The sequence below is a fragment of the Streptomyces sp. NPDC090108 genome, from assembly GCF_044747185.1.
Classification (GTDB): domain Bacteria; phylum Actinomycetota; class Actinomycetes; order Streptomycetales; family Streptomycetaceae; genus Streptomyces.
Map to the genome: position 1 here is coordinate 460775 of NZ_JBIVDQ010000007.1, position 19996 is coordinate 480770.

Consider the following 19996-nt stretch of genomic DNA (forward strand, 5'->3'; position numbering starts at 1 on the left):
CCGGGCGTCTCAGAGGGTCGCGAGGACCGCGTACCGCTCGTCGGTCACGGCCTTCCCCCACAGCAGCGGGTCGCCGGAGAGCCGCTCGACGCGCGTGTCCCGCGCGAGCGGCGCCAGCAGCGCGGCGAGCCGGTCCGCGGGTATGCCCACCGGGCTCAGGGTGCCCCAGACCCCCTCGACCAGGACGAACCGGCCGCCGGGCCGCAGCAGGGTCCGCCAGTGCCGCAGGACCCGGCCCGGCTCGGCGAGCGTCCACAGCACATGGCGCACCAGGACGACGTCCTGGCTGCCCTCCGCGACCGGCGGGGCCGCGGCGTCGCCGCGCAGGACCGTCGCGTCCCGCCCGGCGAGCTTGGCGCGGGCCCGTTCGACCATGGCGGGGGAACGGTCGACACCCGTGACGCGGTGGCCCTGTGCGGCGGCGAGGAGCGAGAGGCTCCCGGTGCCGCAGCCGAGGTCGAGGACGTCGCAGGGGTGTTCCGGCAGCCAGCCGCGGAGCCGGGCCGCCCAGGCGGCGCGCACCTCGGGGGCGCGCAGGCCGTGATCGGGCTCCTCGTCGAAGGCGGCGGCCTCCGCGTCCCAGTCCACCGCGGCACCGGTGGCGTTCGTGTGCGCGTGCTCGCTCTGCTCGTTCCGCTCCGTCATGCCTCCACGGTGGCACCCGCCACTGACATCGCCGGGCGGGCCGGGGCCGGCGGTCAGCCGAGCCGCTTGCGGTAGTGGATCCGGTCGTAGGGCCCGTCGACGCGGCGCTCCACGGCCTCGTAGCCGTACTTCGGGTAGATCCGCTGGTTCTCCCACATCATCGCGTTCGTGTAGAGCCGGACCTCGCCGAGGCCCAGCGCCCGCGCGTGCGTGTCGACGAAGCGCAGCAGCCGGCGTCCGACGCCGCCGCCATGGGCGCCGGGGTGGACCGCGATGCTGTCCAGTAGGAGGTGATCGGGGAACTCCTCGACCACCACGAGGCCGGTGACGGGGTCTCCGGTGACGAACACCCGGCCCGCGGCCACGTCGGCGGCGTGGTCGGCCTCCATGGGCTGCGGCACCACGCCGATGCGCGCGATGTACGGCCGGTAGGCCGCGTCGGTCACGGCGCGCACGGCCGGCACGTCCGCGGCGACGGCGGCCCGGATGACCTGCCCGGTCACGAGCTCCCCGGCGCGTCCGCCGTTCCCGGTGCCGGTGTCAGTGCCAGTACCTGTGCCGGTGCCGGTGCCGGTGCCGGTGTCCCCGATGTCCATGCGGGGCACGCTACCCGGCCGCGCGCGCCGGCCGCGCGGGCACGGTGCGGCCGCGGTGCCGGCACGGTGCGGGCATGGCGCGCGCACAGCCTGAGCACAGTCCGAACAGGACCTTAAGGCGACCATAAAGATCGCTTCCGGCCGCCCCGCGCGGGTGATTCCACGGTTTCCTGGTGGCTGTTCCCGGTCACCCCCTCCCCGGGACGCGCGTACGACGGCGGGACCCGTCCGGCGGCTCAGGCCGGGCGGGTCCCGCCGGCGGTCAGCTGAAGACGGACGCGCAGGTGGTGGCGGTGGCGTGGGCCGGGTCGAGGGCGTTGACGACCTCGTGGAAGGCGATGCGGTCGAACAGGGCGATCGCCAGGTGCTCGGACAGGTCGAGCGAACACAGGTCCTGGAGCGCGACGTTGCGGACGTCGGAGCCGGTCAGGAACTGGCTGCGCCAGGGGGTGGCCACCTCGTCGTACTGGGTGGCGATGACGGTGTAGTGCACCCCGGGGACCGTGTCCCCGCCCGCGTTGAGCTTGGTGAGGAAGGCGGACCCGGGGAGCTGGTCGGCGAGGCCCGGGGTGGTGGCCTTGATGAGGTCCTCGGCGCCGGGGAAGTACGGCAGCAGGTTGGTGAGACCGCTGAGGGTGGCGCCGTGGTTGTCGGGGGCGAGCCCGACGAGGGCGTTCACCTTGGCCGCTCCGCCGAGGAACTTCAGGTAGTAGCGCGGCATCATGCCGCCCTGGGAGTGGCCGACGATGTCGGCCTTGGCGGCGCCGGTCGCGGTGAGGACCTTGTTCACGAAGTCGGACAGCTGCTGGGCCGACTTGTCGATGGGGCCGAGGCCGTAGAAGACGGGGACGCCGGGCAGCTGGCCGTAGTCGAGGGAGAAGACGCAGTAGCCGCGGTCCTCCAGGTAGGGGGCGAGGGACAGCCAGTTGTCGACGGAGTTGCCCAGGGTGCCGTGGACGAGGACCACGGGGCGGGGGTGGGCTGCGGACGGCTTGCAGGAGTAGTCGTTCCAGCCGGTGCTGGGTGCGGCGGCGGCCGCGTGCGCGGTGGCGGCGGGTACGGCGGCGACGGCGGCCGTCAGGGCCAGCGCGACGAGGGGTCTGAGCACTCGCTTCCAGGGCAGCATCGGGTGATCTCCTTGCGGCTCAAGGGGAGGTGGGGGCCCTGTGATCCGGATCACGAGGATGCTGTTTCACTCGTCAAGTTACGGGCGAGTAGCAGACGTGTGAAGTTACGCGTCGGTAAAAAATTCCGGTTAACGGCCGGAATCATGAGTTGACCTGAAAGATCGTCACCAGGCGGGCTTCATCGGACGATAGGGGACGATCCTCACCCGCCCCTCCCGCAACACGCGCACCCGCCCGTCGCATGCCCCGCGCGCACCCGCCCGCCGGACGACACGGCCGGCGTCCCGCGCGTGTCCCCCTCCCGGGCGGACGTCCTGCCGGGGAGCGGGATCCGGCCGCCGGGGCGCGGGATCAGGCCGCCAGCGTCCCCGGCATGACCGCGCGCGGGCCGAACTTCGCGCGGGCGCGATCGGCGACCTCCTCGATACGGCGGACCTTCTCGTCCACGGGGTCGAAGGTCAGCTGGCGGGAGGCGTGGCCCGCGGAGCCGAGGCCCTCGGCGCGCAGGGTGATGGCGCGGACCCGGGCGCGCTGGAGGCCGAGCGCCTCGTACATCCCGTAGGCCGCCCTGGTGAGGGCCGCCGAGTGGGCGGTCGGCTCCGGGAGGGTGCGGCTGCGGGTCGTGGCGGAGCCGTCGGCGTAGCGCACGGTGAGGGCGACGGTGCGGCAGACCTTCTCCGCCGCGCGCAGCCGGGCGCCCAGGTCCTCGGCGGTGCCGAGGAGCGCCCTGCGATGCCTGGCGGGGTCCAGCTCGTCCAGGCCGAAGGAGCGTTCGGCGGACAGGGAGCGGAAGACGGCGTCCGGGGCGACCCGGCCGCGGTCGGTCCCGCGCGCCCGCTCGCGCAGCTCGCGGGCCGCCTTCGCGCCGATCAGCCGCTGGAGCGTGGACGGCGGCGCGGCGGCGACGCGGCCCAGGGTGTCCAGGCCGTACTCGCACAGGACGCGGGCGGTGGCGGCGCCGACGCCGGGCAGCACGGAGACGGGCAACGGCGCGAGGAACTCCGCCGCGGCGTCCGGGTCCTCGGGGGCGGCGCAGGTCGCGCCGGGGCGGGCGGCGCGCAGCGCCACGCGGGCCAGCAGCGGTCCCGGCCCGGCGCCGATCGCGCAGTCGACGCCGTACCGCGCCAGGGAGCGGACCCGGATCACCGAGGCCAGTTCCACCGCGCTCCGCCCGAAGTACCTCTCGGCGCCGCGGAGATCGGCCAGCGCCCCGTCCGGGGGCAGCGCCTGGACGACCGGGGTGAACTCCTCCAGCAGCCCGAGCAGTCCGGGCAGTGCCGCCTCGTACATCGGCGGCAGCCGGAAACGCACGCACAGAACGGTCATCCCGCACTCCCCGGACTCCGGTGCCACAGCTTCCTCGCCGCCGCGGGACCCTGGGAGGTCCCCTCGCCCGCGGGCCGCAGGTCGGCCCAGGGGTGCATGTCGTACCCGGTCGGCAGATGGATCCGCCGGCCGCCCGTCGGATCCTCGCCCGTGCCCGGCGCGACGGGTGCCGCCAGCCGGGCGGCCACCTCGTCCAGGCCTCCCTCCGCGCGCAGTTCGACGAGTTCGGCGAGGTTCCAGGCGGCCGACCCGACCACGCTCAGGCTGCGCGGGCCGCGCCGCTGCACCACTCCGCGCACCAGCAGCAGCCAGGAGTGGAAGACGGTGTGCGCGCAGGCCTCGTGGGAGTCGTCGAAGAAGGCGAGGTCGACGAGGCCCGTGCCGTCGTCCAGCGTGCTGAAGACGACCCGCTTGCCGGACCTGACCGGCGGGGTCTGGGTGGCCGCCTTGGCGCCCGCGACCAGTACCGTCTGCCCGTGCGCGGCCTCCCGCAGCCGGCGGGCCGAGGTCACGCCCAGTTCGTCGAGGAACTCCCGGTGGTCGTCCATCAGATTGCGTGAGGCGTCCATGGAGAGCACGCCCAGTTCGGCGCTGAGCCGCTCGGCCGAGGACAGGTCGGGGAGACCGGCGGGGGCGGTGCGCCGGCCGCCGGCCAGGGGCAGCTGACCGCCGCCGCCACCGCGGCCGCCGCGGTGCAGTTCGGCCAGGTGCAGCTGGAGGTCCCGGCGGTTGGCGCCGAAGGCGTCCAGCGCGCCCACCTGGGCGAGCCGTCCGGCCAGCGGCCGGCTCGGCCGGGCCCGCTCCCAGAAGTCCAGCAGCGAGGAGTACGGCTGCCCGTCCGCGATCCGCCGCGCCTCGGCCTCTCCGATGCCGTACACGTCGCCGAGGGCGAGCCGCAGTCCCCACGCCCCCTTCTCGGACACCAGTTCGATCCGATGGGTGACGCCCGAGACGTTCACGTCCAGCGGCAGGACCGGCACCCCGCGCCGCCGCGCGTCGGCCAGCAGCAGCCGCTTGGGGTACATCCCGGGGTCGTGCGCGAGCAGCCCGGCGTAGAAGGCGGCGGGGTGGTGCGCCTTCAGCCACGCCGACTGGTAGGTCGGCACGGCGAAGGCGACCGCGTGCGCCTTGCAGAAGCCGTACGAGCCGAAGGCCTCGACGATCTCCCAGGTGCGCCGGACCGTCTCCGGGTCGTACCCGTTGTCCGCCGCGGCCCGCGCGAACCACACCTTGATCCGCCCCTGCGTCTCCCGGTCGGACAGGCCGCGCCGCACCTGGTCGGCCTCCCCGCGCCCGCAGCCGGTCATGACGGCGATGATGTCGATGACCTGCTCGTGGAAGACGACGACGCCGTACGTGTCCTTCAGCGCCCGCTCCAGGTCCGGGTGCGGGAAGCGCACGGGGGCCCGCCCGTGCCGTGCCTCGATGAACGGCCGCACCATGTCGGCGGCGACCGGACCGGGCCGGAACAGGGAGATGTCGACGACGAGGTCGTGGAACGTGGCGGGCTGGAGCCGCCCCACCAGGTCCCGCTGTCCCGGGGACTCGATCTGGAAGCAGCCGAGGGTCTCGGCGGACCGGATCAGCCGGTACGTCTCCGGGTCCCCCGGCGGCAGCGCGTCCAGGTCGAGCCGTTCGCCCGTGACCCGTTCGACCTCGGCGACGGCGTGCGCCATCGCCGACTGCATCCGCACCCCCAGCACGTCCAGCTTGAGCAGCCCGAGGTCCTCCACGTCCTCCTTGTCGAACTGCGACATGGGCAGCCCCTCACCGCTGGTCGGCACCACCGGCGTACGGGCGAGCAGCGAGGCGTCGGACAGCAGCACCCCGCACGGGTGCATGGCGACCCCGCGCGGCAGGGCGTCCAGGGCCTCGACCAGGTCCCAGAGCCTGCCGTACCTCTCCTTCTCCCCCGCGAGCCGCTTCAGCTCGGGCAGTTCCTCCAGCGCGGCGCGGGCGTCCCGGGCCCGGATGTGCGGGAAGGACTTGGCCACCCGGTCGATCTCGGCCGGGTCCATGGACAGGGCGGCCCCGACGTCGCGGATGGCGTGGCGGACACGGTAGGTCTCCGGCATGGAGACGGTCGCGACCCGTTCGGTGCCGAACCTGCCGATGACCGCGCGGTAGACCTCCAGCCGGCGCGCGGACTCCACGTCGATGTCGATGTCCGGCAGCGCGATCCGCTCCTTGGACAGGAAGCGCTCCATCAGCAGCCCGTGCTCGACCGGGTCGGCGTGCGCGATGCCGAGCAGGTGGTTGACGAGGGAGCCGGCGCCCGATCCGCGCGCGGCCACCCGGATCCCCATCCTCCGTACGTCGTCCACGACCTGGGCGACCGTCAGGAAGTAGGAGGCGAAGCCGTGGTGGGCGATGATGTCCAGCTCGCGGTGCATCCGCTCCCAGTACTCCCGGCGGCCCGCGTGGCCGCGCAGCACCATCCCGGCCGCCGCCCGCGAGGCGAGCGCCCGCTGGGCGGTGCGCCGGCCGGCGCCGACCAGACGCGCCTCGGGGAAGTGCACGGAACCGATGCCGAGGTCGTCCTCGGGGTCGACCAGGCACTCCGCGGCCGTGGCCCGGGTCTGCTCCAGCAGCCGGTGGGCGGTGCCCTGCCGGAAACCGGCCGCCTCCACCACCCGCTCGGCGGCCAGCAGCATGGCCGGCTCGTCCTTCAGCCACGCCTCACCGGAGTCCAGCTCCCCGCGCGGGTCGATGGGCACCAGCCGGCGGGCCGCGTCCAGGACGTCGGCGACCCGCCCCTGCCCCGGGTCGGCGTACCGGACGGCGTTGGTGAGCACCGGCCGGATCCTCTGCTCGGCGGCGAACCCCACCGTGCGGGCGGCCAGCCGCAGGGACCCGGCCCCCGTTCCCGGGCGGCCGTGCCAGACGGCTTCGAGGCGCAGCGCGTCCCCGTAGACCTCGCGCCAGGGCCCGAGCAGTACGGCGGCACGGTCGGGCCGCCCCGCGGCGAGCGCGCGCCCCACGTCGGAACCGGGGCCGAGCAGCACGGTCAGCCCGTCCCCCTCGTGGCGGTCCCAGGGAAGCAGGGGGGTGCCCCCGGCCGCGTGCGCGGCGGTGACGATCCGGCACAGGCCGGCCCAGCCGCGGGCGCCGTCGCGGGCGAGGAAGGTCACCCGGGGCGCCGACTCGTCGACGAAGGCACCGCCCCGCACCGGGGCGCGGCGGCGCCCGGTGGCTCCCGGCTCCGCCGGGGCGGAAGGCTCCCCCGCCGGCCGTACGGCACCGTCCCGGCGCGGCGGGGCGGCCACCGCCAGGTCCACGCCGAACAGCGGACGGACCCCGGCCCCGGCGCAGGCCTTGGCGAAGCGCACCGCGCCGGCGAGGGTGTCGCGGTCGGTGAGGGCGAGGGCGTCCATGCCCCGCTCGGAGGCGCGCTCGGCCAGCCGCTCCGGGTGCGAGGCGCCGTAGCGCAGGGAGAACCCGGAGACGGTGCGCAGATGCGCGAAACCCGGCACACACACCTCCCGCACTCGTGAGCCCCGTACGACTCTCGAACATCTGTTCCCTTCACCACCATACCTCCATTCCCGAACATGCGTACGACAACGGCTCTCCCCCCTCCCACCTGCGCAAACGCACCCGCGGGCTGCCCCGGACACGGAGAAGTCCCGCCCCGCGGCGAGGCGGGACGGGACTTCTCCGAAGGGGCGGGCGGGTCAGCCGATCGACGATCCGGTGGCCGACAGCGCCTCGGTGACCGGCTGGAAGAAGGTCTCCCCGCCGGAGGTGCAGTCACCGCTGCCGCCGGAGGTCAGTCCGACGGCGCTGCTGCCCGAGAACAGGGAGCCGCCGCTGTCGCCGGGCTCGGCGCACACGTCGGTCTGGATCAGACCGCTCACCGTGCCCTCCGAGTAGTTCACGGTGGCGTTCAGCCCGGTGACCGTGCCGTCGTGCACCTGGGTGGTGGAGCCGCTGCGGGTCACCCGCATGCCGACCGTGGCGTCGGCCGCGCCGGTGATCTGCTGGGCGGACCCGTTGTAGAGGTCGACCTCGCTCGGGTGGGCGACGTCCGCGGTGTACTTGACCAGACCGAAGTCGTTGCCCGGGAAGCTGGACTGGGCGTTCTGCCCGATGACGTTCCCGGAGGAGTCCGACCAGCTGGAGATGGCCTGGGTGCAGTGCCCGGCGGTCAGGAAGTACGGCTGTCCGCCCTTGACCACGTTGAAGCCGAGCGAGCAGCGCCCGCCCGAGCCGGTGATGGCGTCGCCGCCCGCCACGAAGGGCTTGAACTCCCCCTTCGACCGCTTGAGTTCCGCTCTGCCGCCGAGCCCGTCGACCACCGTGCCGAGCTTGGTCCACTCGGCCGTGGAGACGGTCCGGTCGGCGGTGACGACGACCTTGTTCGTGACCGGGTCGACCGCCCACGAGGTGCCGGGGACGGTCGCGTCCTTCTTCAGCGCGGCGCGCGCGCCGTCGAGCGCGGCGAGCGAGTGCGTGACGACCTTGGCCTGGGCGCCGGCCGCCTCGACGGCGTTCGCGGCGGCGGCGTCGAGCACGTTGACGACGAGCCGCTTCGACCCGGCGTCGTAGTAGCTGCCGGCTGTGCCGGAACCGAGGTCCCGGACGAGCGTCGAGGCGAGCTTTCCGGCCGCCGGGGCGGACAGGGTCCGCGGCTGCTGCGGAGACTTCGCGGGCTCGCTGGCGTTCGCAGTCTGGAAGGTGACACCCGCGGCGATCAGCGCGGCGGCTCCCGCTCCGGCCAGTGCGGCCCGCCGCCGGGGTATGCGTCGGTGCTTCAACTCACGTCCTCCTGTGGGGGGTCGGCCCGGACTGATGGGGCTTCCGGACCGGAAGGCTGGTTGACGGGCGCTCACTCTTCCGAACCGCACAGGGGACGCACAAGGTCGTGCCCAAGACGCACACAACATTCGCGGTGCAAACACTACGTCCCGGTAACCCACGCATGGACAGCGCCGTTCAGCGGTGCGTGGCCGAAAGCACGCGGGCACGCGAGTGCCCCCGCACGCGAGGAACGCGCACGGGGGCACGGTGCTGTCACCGGTCCGCCCGGGACGGGCCGGAGGGATCCTTCTGCGTCAGTAGACGTGGACTCCGTAGGCGCTCAGCGCCTCGGTGACCGGCTGGAAGAAGGTCGTTCCGCCGGAGCTGCAGTTGCCGCTGCCGCCGGACGTCAGGCCGTAGGCCCTGGTGCCGCCGTACAGCGGGCCGCCGGAGTCCCCGGGCTCGGCGCAGACGTTGGTCTGGATGAGGCCGGAGACGACGTCGCCGCCGCCGTAGTTGACCGTCGCGTTGAGCGCCTGGACGGTGCCGCTGTGGATGCCCGTCGTGGAGCCGCGGCGGGTGACGGTGGTGCCGACGGACGGCGTGGCCGCGCTGGTGATGTCCTGGCTGCCGACCGTGCCCGACTTGGTGACCGAGCTGTTGGTGTAGCGCACGATGCCGTAGTCGTTCCCCGGGAAGGAGGAACCGGCGGTGGTGCCGAGCGTGGTCGCGTGCGAGGAGTCCGCCCACCAGGTGCCCGCGCCGTCGGTGCAGTGGCCGGCGGTCAGGAAGTAGTAGTTGCCCGCGGAGTCCTGGACGTTGAAGCCGAGGGAGCAGCGCCAGCTACTCGCATAGATGGCGTCGCCGCCGGAGATCAGCTTCTTGAACGTGCCCGGGGTGTGCTTGATGACCAGAGCGGCGGAGCCGGCGCCCGCCTGCTGCCTGATCTTCGCGATCTCCGCCTGGGAGACCGTGCTGTCGACGGTGACGACGACGCGGTTGTTCTTGCCGTCCACGGCCCAGGCGGTGCCGGGGACGTCGGCCTTGAGCACGGAACCGCTGGCGCTGGTGAGCTGGTTGGCACTGAACGTGGGGGTGGTGCCGGCGCTCGCGGTGGGGACGGTGACCGCCGCCGCGGCCAGGAGACCGGCGGCCACGGCGATGAGCTGGGTCCGTCTGGCAACGCCGCTGCGGGAAGTGGTGCGCTTGATCCTCACTCGTTCCCTCCCAGGGGAAGTCGGGGGCCCGCGTGGGGTCGGGGCCCGTGAGGCGCAGCCAGGGGAGGAGAGGTGCACCGGATTCCGGACAACTCATGCCCCTGACAAGCGCTGAGGGGGAGTATTCGGTCGAACGGCCGGTCGGCACAAGGGTGCCTTTCGGCCGTCAACCTTTGAACCACCTGTGAGCCGCCGGCCGCGCCGCCCGTACGCCCCCGCGCTCACCACCCGCGCGCCCCCGGTCGCCCCGTCTCGCCGTGCACCCGCCCCGACCTGGCAGGACGCGTCCGGCTCCTGACGCCGGATCAGGCCTCGCGCCCCGCCTCGGCGGCGCTCCCGGGCGGGTTGCCGGGCGGGTTGCCGGGCGCCGGGAACTCCCCGGCGAGGACGAGTCCGCGCTCCCGGCCGTCCGCGTCGCCGGACCGCCCCCCCGAGGACGTCTTCGCGGACGAGGGCGACCAGCCGTTTCTCACCGGACGCGACCCCGTGACCCGCGCTCCGGGCCGCTGTCGGCGGTGAGCCGCACCGTGCCGGAGAAGGGCGGCCCGGCCGCGGTGAGCCCGTCGGCCGCGCCGTCGGCGAGCCGGACCGTGCCCCCGCCGGCCGCCCGGTGGCCGGGAATGTCCGGAAGTCGACCCGCCGGACGGCCCTCGGCCCAGGGGGTGTCCGGTGCGCGCCTCGGCGTGCGGGCCCGGGGAGTTCAGGCCGCGGCGTGCCGCGCCAGGTCCCGCAGCAGGGCCAGGGCGGCCCGGGCGGTGGCGTCGTTCTGGCGGAACGCGGGCCCGCCGGTGCGCGGTCTGGTGAAGGCTCCGGCGGTGCGGGCGTCGGTGAAGGGGCCGAGCGCGAAGCGCCGGGGATGCGGGCGTCCGGCGCCGTCGAGGACACGGCCGTCGCCGGGGTCGACCCGCAGCAGCCCGTCGGGGGTCCCGGCGGCGCCCCTGGTGGCGTGCAGGTCCCGCAGCAGGGGGTCGCGCACCCGCGCCAGGGTGGGCTCGGGCAGCCGGGCCTCGACCAGTGCCCGTGCCGTGACCGAGAACCCCGGCACCGTGGGACTGGCCGCCCGGAACACCCCGTCCGCGGCGCCGACGGTCATGCCGGCGCCGACGAACTTCAGCAGCCCGGCCCGGGACAGCGCGAGCATCTGCCGCAGCCGGGGTCCGGGCGGCCCGGACGCCAGGTAGCTGAAGAAGCCGTGCCACCAGGAGCCGATGTCCCCGAGCCGCGTCAACTGCCCGTAGACGGAGAGCAGTCCGAGGAAGACACCCAGGTCCGCGCTGTGCCCGGGGTCGTGCCTGCGGGCGAGGTCGGCCTCGATGTGGCCGCGCAACCCCTCCTGGAACTCCTCGTGCGAGGCGTGGCGCACCCCGTCCAGGGGCCGGTCGAGCGCGGCGAGGTCGAGCCGGTCGGCGGGGTCGGGCACGGCGGCGGCGACGAGCGTGGCGATCTCGGCGGGGCCGGCCGCGGCGGCGTACCGCTCCTCGAAGCGGAGCCGGTCCATCGCCGTGCGTCCGGGGTGGGCGGTGAACAGCCGGTGGTAGTGGGCGAATCCCAGTTCCTTCTCCACCAGCGGCCAGATGTCGCGCCGGAAGTCGGGGGCGTCCGGACCGGCCGACAGCGCCTTGACCTGTTCGGGGCCGAAGAAGCGGGGCAGCGGCGGGCGCGGCCCGGTCCAGTCGTAGCCGATCTTCGCGCGGTACGGCACCCCGCGCCGTGAGCCCGCGTACAGCACCGGCTCGCGCCCGGAGGGGAGGTAGAGGTCGCCCTTGTACCGTCCGCCCCGTCCCTCGGTGAGCAGCACCATCAGGTCGACGAAGGCGAGACCGAAGCCGCGCACGATGACGGGCGCGCCGGGTTCGAGCGCGGACAGGTCGCTGTCGGCGGTGAAGTCGGGCGGCAGGTGCACCAGGCCGTGCGCGCGGGCGTAGGCCGCCAGCTCCCGCTGTTCCGCGTCGGGTTCGGCGTCGAGGTGGCCGACGGCGAGGACGACCGCGTCGGCGAGGAGGGGGCGCGGGCGGCCCTCCAGCCACACCTGCTGGCGCCCCTCGCGCGGCCCGCTGATCCGCAGGGCGCGCCGGGGGTGGTGATAGACGGCGACCCCCGGCGGCATCCCGGCGACGGACCGGTCATAGATCCAGCGCAGATAGCGGCCCTGGACCTGCCGGTCGGCGAACGTGCGGCCGTCCAGGCCGGCCCACTCGTGCAGGGTGGGGCCCTCGCGCACGGGGCCGTCCATCGGCACGGTGTCGTCGGTGAACATGGTGATGTCCTCGGCGTGCGAGTTCATCAGCAGCAGCGGCGACTGCGCCTGCCGCCAGATACGGCCGGCGCCCGGCGGATGGGGGTCGACCAGATGGATGTCGAGGCCGGAACCGGCGTACAGGTCCGGGGCGTTGGCGGCGATCCGCTCCAGCAGTCCGGTCCCCCGCGGACCGGCTCCCACGATCACCAGCTGCGGTCTCATCGGGCGGACTCCGTTCCCCGCGCGTAGTGCCGCTCGACGTAGTACTGGCCGACCCCGAGCACCGAGGTGACGACGGTGTACCAGAGGGTGGCGACCATCAGCAGCGGAATGACCTGGTAGGTGCGGTGATAGATCAACTGGGTCGAGAAGAGAAGGTCCTCGACGGCGATGACGCTGACGATCGAGGTGCCTTTGAGGGTGCCGATCAGCATGTTCCCGGCCGGCGGCACGATCGCCCGCATGGCCTGGGGCAGCACGATCCGCCACCAGCGCTGCCACCGGCTCAGGCCGAGCGCCTGGGCGGCCTCGATCTGGCCGCGGTCGACGGAGAGGATGCCGCCCCGGACGACCTCGGCGGCATAGGCGGCCTCGTGCAGGGTGAGGCCGACGACGGCCACGGCGACCGGGCTCAGCAGATCGACGGTCCTGACCCCCAGCACCCGCGGGTACAGCGCGCCGATGTTGAACCAGAGCAGCAGCTGCACGAGGATCGGGATGGACCGGAAGAGCCAGACGTACCCCCAGCCGACCGCCCGCAGGACGGGGTTGGCGGAGAGCCGGAACGTGGCGATCAGCGTGCCGAGGGCGAAGCCCAGGACCACGACGACCGCGGTCAGCCACAGCGTGAGCCACAGCCCGCGCAGCACGGAGTCGGAGGTGAAGTAGTCGGCGACGACGTCCCATTGGAACGCCCGGTTGCGCAGCACCGAGTCGACCGCGAGCCCGAGCAGCGTGAGGACGGCGGCCGCGGCGGCCCACTGTCCCAGCCGGCGGCGCGGGACGACGGGCAGGGCGTCCGCGCCTCCGGGAGCGGGAGGTGCGGCGGGGATCTCGGCGAGGGTGTCGGATGACATGCGAGGGCTCCGTGACACGAGAGTCGAACACGGTGGTGCCTGCACACGGGCGCCCTGGGGCGCGGACGCGGCCGAGCCCCTCAGCAGGGCCGCCCGTCGAGAGTACGGGCTGACTTCGGTCCGCTGTCAAGGTTGTCCATACAGTGAGCCGTTGGCCTGGACTCGGTTGACGCGGAACCGGTCGCCTGTTCCACTTGCCCCATGCATCCACAGCAGTGGCTGGTCACCCGCTCCCACATCGACTTCGGTCGTGTGTGGTCCTCTTCCTGTTGAGCTGACCCCGCTGTACGCCCGCCGCGGCAGGCGGGCACCCTGAGCGCTCTCCTTCTTCTCCCGTTCACCACGCCCGACTTCGCCGCCTTCACACGCGCCCCCTCCCCTCGCGCACGGCTCTCGCACACCTCCCCTCGCGCACGGCTCGCCTTCTGTCCGCCTCAGGAGACCGCTTACCGATGCATCAGCAGACCTATCGACTTCTCATGCCCTTCGCCGTCATCACCTCGGCCGCGCTCCTCCTCACCGCGTGCGGTTCGGGCGGCGGCACGGGCACAGACGCTGCCGGTGTGGCGGCCGGGCCCGGCGCGGTGCCGACCAGGGACGTGGTGTCCGCGATCCGCGAGGACGGCGCGGCCGCCCGGCTGCTGCCGGCCGGCGTCTCGCACCTCACCGTCGCCGTCAGCGTCGGCGGCACCCCGCCCGGCACCACCTACCTGGCCGACGGGAAGACCCTGACCGGCCAGGACGTCGACTTCACCAAGGCCGTCGCCAGGGTCCTGGGGCTGCGGCTGACGGTGGACCAGGCGAGTTTCGAGGCGATCCTGCCCGCCCTGGACAGCGGCAAGTACGACGTCGGCGCGAGCAACTTCGGCGTCACGGACGAGCGCCGCAGGACGATCGACTTCGTCACGTACATCAACGACGGCCAGGGCTTCGCCACGCGCAAGGACAGCAAGCTGTCCCGGATCACCGATCTGAAGCAGCTCTGCGGACTGAACATCGCCACCGGCGCGGGCACGACCTTCGAGGCCACGCTGGAGGAGAACGCGCACGTGTGCTCCGACGCCGGCGAGAAGCCATACAAGGTGCAGACGTACGCCGAGCAGAGCGCGATCTGGTCCTCGGTCCAGCAGGGCCGCAGCGACGTCGTGATGTCCACGATCAACGGGCTGCGCTACGCCGTCGCCCAGCAGCCGGGGCTCAAGTTCCTCAACGAGTACCACCGGCTCGACGTCGGCTTCGCCTTCAAGAAGGGCACCCCGCTGGCCCCCGCCTTCCGGGCGGCGGTCGACCGCCTGATCGCCGACGGCACCTACGACCGGATCCTGAGGAAGTGGGGCACGACGGCGTCGGCGATCCGCACGTCCCGGATCTCACCGCCGGAACTCAAGAACTGACGGCTGCGGCCCGCCCGGGCCTGAGGTCGCGTCAGAACCGTTGCACACAGCGCGCGTCGTGGTCCGCCACGGCGCGCGCACGTCGTTCGGGGCTCTCGCGCGGCGCGGGGCTCGGCCCGCACAAGTGCGCCGGCCCGCTCCGGTCAGGCTCCGCGTTCACCCGTACGCACCGTGCATCACCCGTACGCCAAGAACAATCATATTTCACTCACAGTCAGCAGCCGTATGAGTCGGACCCCTTGGGGCACAAGGACTCTCGACGGATCGGCCGTGCACCAGTACCGTCACAAACCCCCCGCGCGGCGTCTATCCCCTTGGCGCGCCGTCCGCATCATGGATGACCATAGGGATGCGCAGAGCAAGAAAGACCGCTGTGAGAGGAGGCGTCCATGGGATCGGTACGCAAGGCGAGTGCGTGGCTCGGCCTCGTCGACGACAACGATGACGAGCGCTACTACGACGACGACTACTCCGAGGGCTCCGAGGCCGCGGACGCCTGGGTCACGGACCCCCGGGTGCAGGTGGCCACGGACACGGCCGAGGAGAAGGGCCGCCGGATCGGCACGGTCACCCCGGACAGCTTCCGGGACGCCCGCGCCATCGGCGAACTGTTCCGGGACGGTGTCCCGGTCATCATGAACCTCACCGCGATGGAGCCGGTCGACGCCAAGCGCGTCGTCGACTTCGCGGCCGGACTGACCTTCGGCCTGCGGGGCACGATCGAGCGGGTCGCGACCCGGGTCTTCCTCCTGACACCCTCGAACACGGAGATCATCAGCGGCGAGCCGTCCGCGCGCCGCGAGGACGGCTTCTTCAACCAGAGCTGAGGCAGGGCCGCCCGCCGGCCCTGCCCCCGCCGGGGCTCACCGGAAGGCGTCGAGACCGGTGAGCGCCTTGCCCAGCACGAGCTGATGCATCTCGACGGTGCCCTCGTAGGTGAGCACCGACTCGAGGTTGGTCGCGTGCCGCATCACGGGGTATTCGAGGGAGATCCCGTTGGCACCGAGGATCGTGCGGGCCGTGCGGCAGATCTCGATGGCCTCGCGGACGTTGTTGAGTTTGCCGAAGCTGACCTGCTCGGGACGCAGGCGGCCGGCGTCCATCCGTCGGCCGAGGTGGTGGGCGAGCAGGATCCCCTTGTGGAGTTCGACCGCCATGTCGGCCAGCTTGGCCTGGGTGAGCTGGAAGCCGCCGATGGGGCGCCCGAACTGTTCGCGCGTCGTCGAGTAGGCCAGCGCCGCCTCGAAGCTGCTGCGCGCCGCGCCCATGGCACCCCAGACGATGCCGTAACGGGCGTGCGAGAGGCAGCTGAGCGGTCCGCGCAGGCCGGTGACGCCGGGCAGCACGGCGGTGGCGGGCAGCCGTACGTCGTCGAGGACGAGTTCGCTGGTCACGGAGGCGCGCAGGGACCACTTGTGCTTGATCTCGGGCGCCGAGAATCCCCGGCTGTCCGTCGGTACGACGAAGCCGCGGATGCCGTCCTCGGTCTGCGCCCACACCACGGCCACCCCGGCGACGGAGCCGTTGGTGATCCACATCTTGCGGCCGTTCAGCACCCAGTCGTCGCCGTCGCGCTTGGCGTGGGTGCGCATGGCGGCGGGGTCGGAGCCGTGGTCGGGCTCGGTGAGGCCGAAGCAGCCGATCACCTCACCGGCGGCCATGCGCGGCAGCCACTCCCGCTTCTGCTCCTCGCTGCCGAAGCGGTGGATCGCGTACATCGCGAGGGAGCCCTGCACGGAGACCAGGGAGCGGATGCCCGAGTCGGCGGCCTCCAGCTCCAGGCAGGCGAGGCCGTACTGCACGGCCGTCGCGCCCGCGCAGCCGTAGCCGGTCAGGGACATGCCGAAGACGCCGATCCCGCCGAGTTCCAGGGCGAGCTCCCTGATGCCGGGCAGCTCGCCCTTCTCGTACCAGTCGGCGACGTACGGCAGCACCCGGTCCGCCGCCCAGCGGCGCACGGTGTCCCGGACCGCCAGGTCCTCCGGCTCCAGGAGGTCGTCGATCCCGAGCGGATCGGCGGCGTCGAACGGGGGCAGCTTCGCGGACGCGGACATGGGACACCCTCCGGCACAGTGCGGCACACGGAAAACTAGCAGCGCTAGTCACAGCGCTGCGGGCGACGTTACGGTGCAGTCTCCCGCACGTCCAGAGCGACCGGGCCGCACCGACCACGCCACGCCGCGAGCGGGCGGACGGGCACCGGGCCGGGAAGCCCGCCAGGCCGGGGAAGCGCCGGGCCGACGAAGGGGCCGGGCCGGGGACGGGGGACGCGCCGGGGAAGGGGCTCGGACAGGGGAAGGGGAAGAAGCCGGGTCAGACGGAGACCGTCGGCTTCTCCGCCTCGCGCGGGGCGGGCAGCAGGGCCTCGGCGGACTCCTCGCCGCTCTCACCGCACTGCATGATCCGCGGCAGCCGCAGCGCCATCACGGCACCCAGCAGCAGCAGACCGGCGCTGACCAGCAGCGTCACATGCAGCCCGTGCACGAAGGCGTCGCGTGCCGCGTGCCGCAGCGCGGCCCCGGCGGCACCGCCGAGCCGCCCGGCGATGTCGTAGGCCTCGCCCAGGGAGTGGGAGGCCGCGCCCGAGTCGTGCGCGGAGACGCCCGGCACCGACTTCAGTCCGGGCGCGTACGCGGCGTTCATCACGCTGCCGAGCAGCGCGATCCCGATGCCGGCGCCCAGCTGGTAGGAGGTCTCGCCGATCGCGGCGGCGCCGCCGGCCCGGTCCGCCGGGCACTCGCTGAGCATCGACTCGTAGGCCGCGAACAGCGTGGTCTCCAGGCCGAAGCCGAGCAGCACGAAGGCGGACAGCAGCAGGGCCTCGTCGTCGGTGCCGCCCATGCCGGTCAGCGCGAGGACGGCCACGGCGGTGAGGCAGAAGCCGGCGCAGACCATGCGGCGCGGCCCGAAGCGGCGCAGCATCCGCGCGCCGCCGAGTCCCGCGGCCATCGCCGCGACGGTGAGGGGCAGCAGCCTGAGGCCGGTCGCCAGCGGGGACAGGCCCAGCACCAGCTGCAGATACTGCGCCGCGATCAGCTCCAGGCCGACCAGCGCGAGCATCGCCAGCACGATGCAGCCCACCGAGGTGGCGAACGCGGGGCGCCGGAACATCCGCAGGTCGACCAGCGGGTGCGAGCGGCGCCCCTGGCGTCTGACGAAGAAGAAGAGGAGTGCCGCGCCCGCCACCAGCGGCAGCAGGGTGACGGGGCTCGCCACCTCCGCGCCGCCGCCGAGACGCTTCACCCCGAACACGACGCCGAACAGACCGGCCGCCGCCATCAGCGCGCCCGTCACGTCCCAGGGGCCGTCGTGCGCGCCGCGGGACTCGGGCAGCAGGAGCCGGCCGACCGGGAGGCTGACCAGCATGAGCGGGATGTTGACCAGGAAGACCGAGCCCCACCAGAAGTGTTCCAGCAGGAAGCCGCCGAGCAGCGGCCCGACCGCCGCGCCGACGGCCGCGACCGCGCTCCAGACGCCGATGGCGAGGGCGCGCTCGCGCCGGTCGGGGAAGACCTGGCGGAGGATCGACAGGGTCGCCGGCATGATCATGGCGCCGCCGACGCCGAGCAGCGCGCGGGCGAGGATCAGCATCTCGGCGCTCTGCGCGAAGGCCGCCATGGCGGAGGCGACGCCGAAGAGGGCGTATCCGCACAGCAGCACGCGTCTGCGGCCGATCCGGTCGCCCAGCGTGCCGAAGAGGATCAGCAGCGAGGCGCAGACCAGCGGATAGACGTCGACGATCCAGAGCAGCGATATGGCGCCGGGCCTGAGGTCCTCGGTGACGGCGGGCACCGCCACGTGCAGCACGGTCGCGTCGACGGCGACGAGCAGCAGGCTGACGCACAGCACGACCAGCACGACCCAGCGGTTGGCACCGGCCCCGGTCTCCCGACAGCGCCGCCGGACGGCGGCAGTGGTCGTCCCGGACATACGTACCTCCCAGATGATCCCTCGCGTGCGCGGATCGGGCGGGGTGGGGACTCCCCGTCGCACGGCCGGAACTGCGGGGACTCCGGCCGCCGCGAACCCACGCGGGTGGCTCGTCAGCGTACGCGAGTTCGCCCTGCGGACACGTGGTGGACATCTCACGGGTTCGGCCCGACCCGTGTGGCGTACGCCACCCCTCTTCCCCTTGACCGCGTCCGCACAAACCGGACCACTCTCCCGCCGGTCGATAATCGAGCCCGTGACCGAACTAGCGACGCGCGTGTCCCCACCCCGCGCCCCACTCCCGCGCCGGGCGGCTCCGGCCCTCCTCGGGTACGCCGCCGTGCGCGCCCTGGGCCTGCTCGTCCTGGCCGTGTGGAGCGCCGCGCGCGGCAAGAGCGCGCACACGCTGCTCACCGCGCGCTGGGACTCCCTCTGGTACACGCGGGTCGCCGAGGGCGGTTACGGCCACACGGTGCGGCTGCCGGACGGCGACATCCACTCGGACCTCGCCTTCTTCCCGCTGCTGCCCTGGCTGGAGCGGCTGCTGCACGCGCTCACGCCGCTGTCGTACGCGGACGCCGGTCTCACCGTCAGCCTGCTCGCGTCGCTCGCCGCGGCCGCGGGGATCTTCGCGGTCGCGGAGCGGGTGTACGGGGCCCGGGCGGGTGTCTGCGCGGTGCTGCTGTGGGCGGTGCTGCCGGTCGGGGTCGTGCAGTCGATGGCGTACAGCGAGTCCCTGTTCACGGCGCTGGCCGCCTGGTCGCTGTACGCGGTGCTGACGGGCCGGTGGGTGACGGCGGGTCTGCTCGCGGCGCTGGCCGGGCTGACCCGGCCGGTGGGGCTCGCGGTGGTCGCGGCGGTGTGGGTGACGGGCGTGATCTCGTTCGTGCGAGAGCGAAGCGCGGGGGGCCCGCACGGCGCGCGCGGCGAGGAACACGCCCTCGCGACGGGGGACGAAGCCCACGCGGAGCGCGCTCGGCGCGCGGACGGCGCACCCGATTCCGTACGCGCCCCCTCCCCCGCAACCGGCACCTTCGCCGCCCCGGCCACCCCGGCCGCCCTGGCCACCGCGGTCTTCCCCCTCGCTCCCGCCGGTCCGGACACCGCGGGTGCCGCGCCGCACGCCTCCGCCGCCCGGCGCGCTCTCGGCATGGCGCTCTCCCCGCTGGGGGCCGCCGCCTACGTCCTGTGGGTGGGACACCGGACCGGCCGGGGGCCGCTCGGGTACCTGGACGTACAGGCCGGCTGGCGCAACGGCTTCGACGGCGGCTACGCCTTCGCCCGCTTCGTGGCCGACAAGTTCACGTCATTTCCGTCGGCCCTCGCCGGTCTCGGCCTGATCATCGGCGTGGCCCTGCTGATCTGGCTGTACGTCACCTGTGTACGGCAGCGCCAGCCCCTCGCACTGCTGGTCTACACGGGTGCCGTGCTGGCGCTGGCCCTGTGCGCGTCGAGCTATTTCGGGTCCAAACCGCGGCTGCTGCTGCCCGCGTTCCCCGTACTGTTCCCCCTCGCCCGGTCCCTCGCGCGCTCGCGCACCGCACGGTCGGCACTGGTCACGGCAGGGCTGGCGGCCGCCGCGGCGGCCTACGGCGCGCTCTGGCTGAACGGCTCCGGTCCTCCATGATCGACTTCGGCGCGTCCGTGAGCGGCCCCTGAATTCCGCGCCATGATTCGGTGAACGCATTCATAAGTGCCATATAAGC

Annotated in this window: 15 protein-coding genes; 3 read left to right on the plus strand and 12 right to left on the minus strand. The window is 73.5% G+C overall.

Annotation, left to right across the window (positions count from 1 at the left end; genetic code table 11):
- Positions 1–9: 9 nt before the first annotated feature.
- The 10 genes from ACIPRD_RS26090 to ACIPRD_RS26135 form a co-directional block, all read right to left on the minus strand.
- Entirely contained in the window at positions 10–645 is a 636-nt protein-coding gene (locus ACIPRD_RS26090; RefSeq protein ID WP_356399941.1) for a class I SAM-dependent methyltransferase, read from the minus strand.
- Positions 646–698: 53 nt separating this feature from the next.
- Positions 699–1148, minus strand: a complete 450-nt coding sequence (locus ACIPRD_RS26095) for a GNAT family N-acetyltransferase (RefSeq protein WP_401566472.1) — start codon at positions 1146–1148, stop codon at positions 699–701.
- 355 nt (positions 1149–1503) lie between these two features.
- On the minus strand, positions 1504–2367 hold the full coding sequence (locus ACIPRD_RS26100) for an alpha/beta fold hydrolase (RefSeq protein WP_356399939.1): 864 nt from the start codon (positions 2365–2367) through the stop codon (positions 1504–1506).
- Between the two features lie 352 nt (positions 2368–2719).
- Positions 2720–3694, minus strand: coding sequence for a DNA polymerase thumb domain-containing protein (locus tag ACIPRD_RS26105; RefSeq protein WP_401566376.1), 975 nt, complete (start codon positions 3692–3694; stop codon positions 2720–2722).
- Entirely contained in the window at positions 3691–7167 is a 3477-nt protein-coding gene (locus ACIPRD_RS26110; protein ID WP_401566379.1) for a DNA polymerase III subunit alpha, read from the minus strand. The genes ACIPRD_RS26105 and ACIPRD_RS26110 overlap by 4 nt, the downstream gene beginning before the upstream one ends.
- Positions 7168–7368: 201 nt before the next feature.
- The gene (locus ACIPRD_RS26115; RefSeq protein ID WP_401566382.1) at positions 7369–8451 is read right to left on the minus strand and encodes a S1 family peptidase; all 1083 of its coding nucleotides are present in this window, start codon (positions 8449–8451) and stop codon (positions 7369–7371) included.
- Between the two features lie 297 nt (positions 8452–8748).
- Complete coding sequence (locus ACIPRD_RS26120; RefSeq protein ID WP_356399931.1) at positions 8749–9651, minus strand: S1 family peptidase; 903 nt, start codon at positions 9649–9651, stop codon at positions 8749–8751.
- A gap of 305 nt (positions 9652–9956) precedes the next feature.
- A complete protein-coding gene (locus ACIPRD_RS26125; RefSeq protein ID WP_401566385.1) occupies positions 9957–10124 on the minus strand; it encodes a hypothetical protein in 168 nt (55 codons plus the stop codon).
- 227 nt (positions 10125–10351) lie between these two features.
- Entirely contained in the window at positions 10352–12112 is a 1761-nt protein-coding gene (locus ACIPRD_RS26130) for an FAD/NAD(P)-binding protein (RefSeq protein ID WP_401566388.1), read from the minus strand.
- On the minus strand, positions 12109–12966 hold the full coding sequence (locus ACIPRD_RS26135; protein WP_401566391.1) for an amino acid ABC transporter permease: 858 nt from the start codon (positions 12964–12966) through the stop codon (positions 12109–12111). Before ACIPRD_RS26135 ends, ACIPRD_RS26130 begins: the two co-directional genes overlap by 4 nt.
- 452 nt (positions 12967–13418) lie before the next feature.
- Between ACIPRD_RS26135 and ACIPRD_RS26140 the strand changes: the two genes are divergently transcribed.
- Positions 13419–14360 carry an ABC transporter substrate-binding protein gene (locus ACIPRD_RS26140; protein WP_356399923.1) on the plus strand — a complete coding sequence of 314 codons (942 nt, stop codon included), beginning with the start codon at positions 13419–13421 and terminating at the stop codon, positions 14358–14360.
- Positions 14361–14749: 389 nt separating this feature from the next.
- Complete coding sequence (locus ACIPRD_RS26145) at positions 14750–15187, plus strand: cell division protein SepF (RefSeq protein ID WP_356399921.1); 438 nt, start codon at positions 14750–14752, stop codon at positions 15185–15187.
- Between the two features lie 36 nt (positions 15188–15223).
- On the opposite strand, the gene ACIPRD_RS26150 is transcribed toward ACIPRD_RS26145, so the two are convergent.
- Both ACIPRD_RS26150 and ACIPRD_RS26155 read right to left on the minus strand, forming a co-directional pair.
- Complete coding sequence (locus tag ACIPRD_RS26150; RefSeq protein ID WP_401566395.1) at positions 15224–16414, minus strand: acyl-CoA dehydrogenase family protein; 1191 nt, start codon at positions 16412–16414, stop codon at positions 15224–15226.
- Positions 16415–16673: 259 nt separating this feature from the next.
- Positions 16674–18290: an MFS transporter gene (locus ACIPRD_RS26155; RefSeq protein WP_401566398.1), complete on the minus strand. Its 1617-nt coding sequence runs from the start codon at positions 18288–18290 to the stop codon at positions 16674–16676.
- A gap of 256 nt (positions 18291–18546) precedes the next feature.
- Between ACIPRD_RS26155 and ACIPRD_RS26160 the strand changes: the two genes are divergently transcribed.
- Positions 18547–19917 (plus strand): glycosyltransferase family 39 protein, encoded by a 1371-nt coding sequence (locus ACIPRD_RS26160; RefSeq protein WP_401566401.1) that lies wholly within the window; start codon positions 18547–18549, stop codon positions 19915–19917.
- Positions 19918–19996: the final 79 nt, after the last annotated feature.